At 53.9% G+C, this 5,755-nt stretch carries 10 protein-coding genes; 9 read left to right on the forward strand and 1 reads right to left on the reverse strand.

The genetic code is table 11. From position 1 onward, the window contains the following. The first annotated feature begins 1 nt into the window (after position 1). From ACTBDZ_RS14280 to ACTBDZ_RS14315, 8 genes are all read left to right on the forward strand, one after another. On the forward strand, positions 2–64 hold the full coding sequence (locus tag ACTBDZ_RS14280; RefSeq protein WP_438815326.1) for a tail fiber assembly protein: 63 nt from the start codon (positions 2–4) through the stop codon (positions 62–64). 138 nt (positions 65–202) lie between these two features. Then, on the forward strand, positions 203–1,123 hold the full coding sequence (locus ACTBDZ_RS14285) for an extracellular solute-binding protein (protein ID WP_438815815.1): 921 nt from the start codon (positions 203–205) through the stop codon (positions 1,121–1,123). Continuing rightward, entirely contained in the window at positions 1,123–2,253 is a 1,131-nt protein-coding gene (locus ACTBDZ_RS14290; protein WP_438815816.1) for an ABC transporter ATP-binding protein, read from the forward strand. The genes ACTBDZ_RS14285 and ACTBDZ_RS14290 overlap by 1 nt, the downstream gene beginning before the upstream one ends. A gap of 20 nt (positions 2,254–2,273) precedes the next feature. Then, positions 2,274–3,104, forward strand: coding sequence for an ABC transporter permease (locus ACTBDZ_RS14295; RefSeq protein ID WP_438815817.1), 831 nt, complete (start codon positions 2,274–2,276; stop codon positions 3,102–3,104). Next, positions 3,101–3,280 carry a hypothetical protein gene (locus tag ACTBDZ_RS14300; protein ID WP_438815818.1) on the forward strand — a complete coding sequence of 60 codons (180 nt, stop codon included), beginning with the start codon at positions 3,101–3,103 and terminating at the stop codon, positions 3,278–3,280. Before ACTBDZ_RS14295 ends, ACTBDZ_RS14300 begins: the two co-directional genes overlap by 4 nt. 36 nt (positions 3,281–3,316) lie before the next feature. Next, positions 3,317–3,904: an ABC transporter permease gene (locus tag ACTBDZ_RS14305; RefSeq protein ID WP_438815819.1), complete on the forward strand. Its 588-nt coding sequence runs from the start codon at positions 3,317–3,319 to the stop codon at positions 3,902–3,904. Further along, a complete protein-coding gene (locus ACTBDZ_RS14310; protein ID WP_438815820.1) occupies positions 3,897–4,574 on the forward strand; it encodes an aminopeptidase P family N-terminal domain-containing protein in 678 nt (225 codons plus the stop codon). The genes ACTBDZ_RS14305 and ACTBDZ_RS14310 overlap by 8 nt, the downstream gene beginning before the upstream one ends. After that, on the forward strand, positions 4,526–4,960 hold the full coding sequence (locus ACTBDZ_RS14315; RefSeq protein ID WP_438815821.1) for a M24 family metallopeptidase: 435 nt from the start codon (positions 4,526–4,528) through the stop codon (positions 4,958–4,960). Before ACTBDZ_RS14310 ends, ACTBDZ_RS14315 begins: the two co-directional genes overlap by 49 nt. Before the next feature lie 104 nt (positions 4,961–5,064). Here ACTBDZ_RS14315 and ACTBDZ_RS14320 read toward each other — a convergent pair whose 3' ends face one another. Next, entirely contained in the window at positions 5,065–5,541 is a 477-nt protein-coding gene (locus tag ACTBDZ_RS14320; RefSeq protein WP_438815822.1) for a class I SAM-dependent methyltransferase, read from the reverse strand. On the opposite strand from ACTBDZ_RS14320, the gene ACTBDZ_RS14325 reads away from it, so the two are divergent. Then, a partial coding sequence (locus ACTBDZ_RS14325) for a hypothetical protein (protein ID WP_438815823.1) occupies positions 5,512–5,755 on the forward strand: 244 nt, incomplete at its 3' end. The genes ACTBDZ_RS14320 and ACTBDZ_RS14325 overlap by 30 nt on opposite strands.

Below are 5,755 nucleotides of genomic sequence, written 5' to 3' on the forward strand. Positions count from 1 at the left end.
GATGTTAAATCGTATTGATGTCAGTACTGCACCTGACATTGAGTGGCCGGGGCAGCCACAATAATAGCCGTTATTTCTACCAGCCCGCCGTCATTGGCGGGCTTTCTCTTGAGCATGCCAGGCAATCCCACGAATCATTCTACATAATGCAAAAAAACGCAGTTTTTGAAGTAATCTCGCATGCAAAATGATATGCAACTCTATGCGAAAAAATTCGCCGCGCTACATGACCGGCATTAAAGTGATCATTCAGCCTTCTACGGCTGCGCAAATCATGGCAATGATCAAAGCAGGTCGTGTGGCGCTTGATGTGCTGGATATCGGCGATGTCACACAAACCAACCTCAATGCGGCCGGGGCGTTGATGCCAATCAACTACGTGGGCATGAAGTTTACCAATCCCGACGATATCTTCCCCGAAGTACGCCGTCCCAATATGGTCGGTAACCTGTTCTTCTCGACCGTGATGGTTTACAACACGGATGTCTTCCGTGATGGCAACCATCCGCGTACCTGGGCAGAATTTTGGGATGCGGAGCGTTTCCCCGGTCCGCGTACTTTAACGGATCTGCGCACCAGTTCTACTGAGCTGGAATTTGCCTTGCTTGCCGATGGCGTAGACATGAAAGACATCTACCCAATTGACATCAAGCGTGCGTTTGCTTCCCTGAGCCGAATCAAACCCCACGTCGTGAAATGGTGGGATACGGGGGCGCTATCTGTACAATTGATGGAGCGCAAAGAGGCGGTGTTAGGGGCATTGTGGAACGGTCGTGCACAAGCGCTGATCGATCAGGGCGCGCCGTTAGCCATTGAGTGGAACCAGATCAAACAGCAGTTGCGGCATTGGAGCGTGCTGAAAGGTTCGCCGAACCCGGAAAATGCGCAGTTGCTGATTGATTTTGCGTTACAGCCCGAGGTTCAGGCGAAAATTACCCAGTTTATCGCCTATGGTCCCACCAATAAAAAAGCCTTCCAGTTTGTTCGCCCAGAGGATTTGGTGAAACTGCCTTCCAACCCTGAGTATTACTCGCGCTCCTTTGTGCAAAATGCGCAGTGGTGGACAGATAACATTGAGGAAGTGGGCAAAATCTGGCAACCATGGATCTTGGTTCAGGGGTAATGAAAACGGATTCAACACACCACAGCTCCCGGCGTCAGCCGGGAGCTGCACTCCGCCTTGAGGGGCTGACCCGGCGCTATGAACAGGCTGCCGTCGTCGATAATCTGGATTTGGCGATCGCACCAGGCGAGTTTGTGACGCTGCTCGGTGCCAGCGGTTCAGGGAAAACCACCACGTTGATGATGGTTGCGGGCTTTACCGAACCCAGCCAAGGGCGCGTGCTGATTAACGATCAAAATATTACGCATTTGCCCCCGGCAAAACGCGACCTTGGCGTGGTGTTTCAGCACTACACGCTGTTTCCGCACCTCTCGGTGGCGGATAACCTGGCGTTTCCGCTGGAAATGCGCGGCGTTGCGCGTCGCGATATCAAGCAGAAAGTGGCGGATGCGTTGGCGTTGATCCAGCTTGATGATAAGGGACATCGTTTGCCGCGAGAGCTGTCCGGTGGGCAGCAGCAGCGCGTTGCGCTGGCGCGTGCGTTGATCTTTTCCCCGGCGGCACTGTTGATGGACGAGCCGCTGGGTGCTCTGGATAAAAAGCTGCGCGAACATATGCAGTTGGAAATAAAACGGCTGCATGTGGCTTCCGGCTCTACGGTGGTGTTTGTCACCCACGATCAGGAAGAAGCCTTGACCTTGTCCGATCGTATTGCCGTGATGCAACAGGGGCGAATTGCCCAAATTGATACCCCGCACGATCTCTATACCAAACCAAAGAATCGCTGGGTGGCTGAATTTATTGGCCAATCCAACTTTATCGATGGCCAGATAAGCGCCATTCAGCAACACGGCTATGACGTGCACCTTTCAAGCGGTGAAACGGTGTGCGGTAAGGGCGTAGCACATCTTGGCGTCGGGGAGTCGGTCTTGGCGGTGCTGCGGCCAGAGCATATTCACACTGGGCTACCGGGGGATACATCAGCCCATTTGCCGATTAGCGCCACCATTGCTGAAATGCTCTATCTGGGGCATAGGCTTAAATTAACGCTGGTGCTGAGTGATGGCGCGACATTATTAGCACAGTTACAGAACTCGGCGCTGGAGGGGACTCTGCGGCCGGGGGCCAGCGTGCGTATCGGGTGGGCAACGGAAAGTCTCTGGTTTATTCCCGCCGATGCTCAGCGATGAGCGGGCGTGATGACAGGCGTGTGAGTCGCTGGAAACCCTGGTTATTGCTGGCACCTACGCTGCTGGCCCTGACGATTTTTTTGCTGATTCCGCTGGCGAAAATGCTTGGTTACGGCCTGTTCGATCCGGGGCTTACCAGCAAGCACTTTGCGCGCATTGTGCAAGAGCCTGTCTGGCTGCAAGTGCTGTGGATTACGCTGCGCACCTCACTGCTCGTCACGCTGGTGACGCTGCTGTTGGGTTATCCGGTGGCCTGGGTGTTGTGTAAACTCCCTGCGCGATTAGCCAGTATGGCGATTGTCATCATCATTATTCCCCATTTTACCAGTGTGTTGGTGCGCACTTATGCCTGGATGGTGCTGTTGGGCAGTGATGGGTTTGTCAATCAGGCGCTGCGGGCGTTGGGGCTTATCGATACGCCTCTCAAACTGATGTATACCCCGCTCGGCGTGTTAATCGGTATGACCTATATCTTGCTGCCCTATATGGTACTGGCGCTTTACAGCGTGATGCGAGGCATCGATCCGCAACTGCTGCGGGTGGCGTATAGCCTTGGCGCTTCGCGCTTTCGAGCCTTTTGGCGCATCTCTTTGCCGCTGTCGCTGCCTGGCGTTGCCGCGGGTAGCCTGCTGGTGTTTATTTTGTCTATTGGCTTCTTCGTGACACCGGCGCTGATGGGCAGCCCGCGCGATACCATGATCTCCATGGTTATCGAAAATCAGTTGGAAGTCTATTTCAACTGGGGCTTCGCGTCGGCGCTGTCTGCGTTGCTGCTGCTGTGCACCTTATTGCTGTTTTGGGTCTATGTTCGGGTCGTGGGATTGGAACGACTCTTTGAGGCGAAAGGATGAACGGAAACCGCCCCGGCTGGCTGCCGCTACTGATCACGCTGTTGACCCTCTCTTTTTTGTTGGTCCCGATTGCGATGATCTTTCCTCTGGCATTCAGTACCAATAGCTATTTGTCGTTTCCACCGCAAGGATTCTCCTTGAAGTGGATGCGCGCGATTTTGCAGGACTCGCAGTGACTACAGGCTATCGGCCTGTCGTTTACCATTGCGCTAATGTCCACCTTGTTAGCCATGGTACTGGCGCTGTTTGCCGCTCTGGCACTGGTGCGCTGTCGTTTTGTCGGCAAAAGTCTGGTGTATGCGCTGATTGTGTTGCCGATGATTGTGCACAACGTGATTGTGGCGTTGACGCTGTTCTTCTTCTTTTCCGAGTTGGCGCTGTTTAACAGTTTCACCCGTATTGTTATCGGGCATGCCCTGATTGCGCTGCCTATTGCCACCATTATTTTGTCTTCGACGCTGCAAGGCATGGATTATCGCTTGGAGCAGGCGGCAATGAGCCTGGGGGCCAGCCACTTCAACGTATTACGACGCATCACGCTGCCGCTTGTCGCACCGGGTATGTTCTCGGCAGCGATTTTCTCGTTTCTCAGTTCGTTTGATGAACTGCTTATTGCATTGTTCCTTTCCGATCATGGCAGCCAAACGCTGTCGGTGCGGATTTGGAACACGGTACAGTTTCAACTCGATCCTTCTATTGCAGCCGTCAGCGTGCTGTCGATCGGCGTGACAATAGTGACACTGGGGATTACGGGTGTGGTGAATAGAAAAAAAACGACATCAGGTAACCGTTATGAATGAAAGTTGGCTTTTCCCGCTCCACGAGTATCAGCAGCGCGTCGCAAAGATCCGCGCTTATATGCAAGAAAGGGATATATCCCTGTTGCTGATTGACCAGACTGAATTCCTGTTTTATCTCACTAGATTTGGTATTTCTGAAAACATGTACCGTGCCTGCTTGCTGCCGTTAACGGGCGACCCGGTGATGGTATTCCGCGCCATGGACGAGCGTGCGTTCAGCGAAAATAGCTGGATCACTGACACCGTCACCTTCCATGACTGGCAGGATCCGTTAGCGGTGCTGGCCGATACGGTGCGCGCTCGCGGCTGGGAAAGCGCGACGCTCGGCATCGATTTCGATTCTTACTGCATGACCATCAACCGCTTCCAGCGCTTGCAGGCGATGTTGCCACAGATTCAGGTAAAAGATTTTTCCGGTGTGCTTAAACAATTGCGCACCCGCAAAATTCCGCAGGAAATCGAGTGCATCAAACAATCAGCGGCGGCGAACGATCAGGCGATCCGTGAAGTGGTTGCCGAAATGGGTGTTGGGAAAACGGAGCGTCAGGCGGTGGCAACAGCTTTCTGCATGCCAACATGTAGGAACGGCCGCTGGAGCAGGGCGATATCCTGCATCTTGAAGTGGTTTCCTTTAAACGCGGCTACAGCTCCAAGATCATGCGTTCGGTGATTATCGGTACGGCGTCACCTGCACAGCAAGAGATTGCTCAGCAGCTGATCGCAATCCAGGATAAGCAACTCGCGGCCATGAAGCCCGGTGCAGTGGCTAAAGACATCGATGCACTGGCACGTAATGCTGTACTAAAAGCAGGGCTGCGCCAGGATTACGCCAGCATTACCGGCTATACGCTCGGTTATTATCCGAAGACGACGCCGCGCACTAGCGATTTTAGCCACGTGTTTTTGCCCACGTCTGAGTGGCTGCTGGAAGCAGGTATGGTGTTTCACATGTACTTGTATGCGGCGGGTCTCGCCATCAGCGAAATGGTGCTGGTGACGGAAAACGGCTGTGAGCGTTTGACGAAAATCCCGCGCCAACTGTTTACAACCGCATAACGCGGGCCACCTGTGATTCCCGCGCAGGCGGGAATTCCCTACAGGCTAAACGCGTTAATTCCGCACGATGTCCCCGGCCTGCGCCGAGGACGACGGGAAGGCGCCTATTTTCGTGCGATTAAGACGGTCAGTGGCGACATCGGAAACGGTTGATGTCGCCGTGTTTCTACACGGCTGAAACTGGCATCACACAGTAACGATGCCAATTCCCCTTCTCGCGTTACCCTGCGTCCGCGCAGCATCAATGGCAGGTAGAAGGGCAATACCGATGCTGCATCCTCTTGGTTGGACGCTATTTCTGCGTGCACGGCAACCAGCACGCCGCCTGGCGTCAATGCGTTGAACAGTTGCGCTATGCTGGTGGTGATATCTTCGACAAAGTGCAGAAAGGAAGAACACCAGATAATATCGGCATAGCCTGCGGCAAACGGTTGAGTGGAAAAATCTCCGCTGGCGGTGCTTAAACGCTGGTGCAGACCGGCGGCAATGATATTCTCTTGCGCCACTGCGGCGGTTTGTGGCAAATCGAACACCACCCCTTGCAGCGTGGGATGGCGCTGTGTCAGGCCGATGGCGATCATGCCTGGGCCACCGCCCACATCCAGCAACGTTTTGGCCTGCGGAAGGCTTTGTTGAATAAATCAGAACTTGTAACGACTGTGCCCCATCGGGGGGCTTTGTTGAATAAATCAGAACTTGTAACGACTGTGCCCCATCGGGTCGATTGTTACGTGATGCGAATACTGTTCGGCATTCCTAATAGCGTGATCCGGTTAAGCGCTTTGACCATCGCCA

Origin of the sequence: Symbiopectobacterium sp. (assembly GCF_051710365.1) — a bacterium.
Taxonomy (GTDB): domain Bacteria; phylum Pseudomonadota; class Gammaproteobacteria; order Enterobacterales; family Enterobacteriaceae; genus Symbiopectobacterium.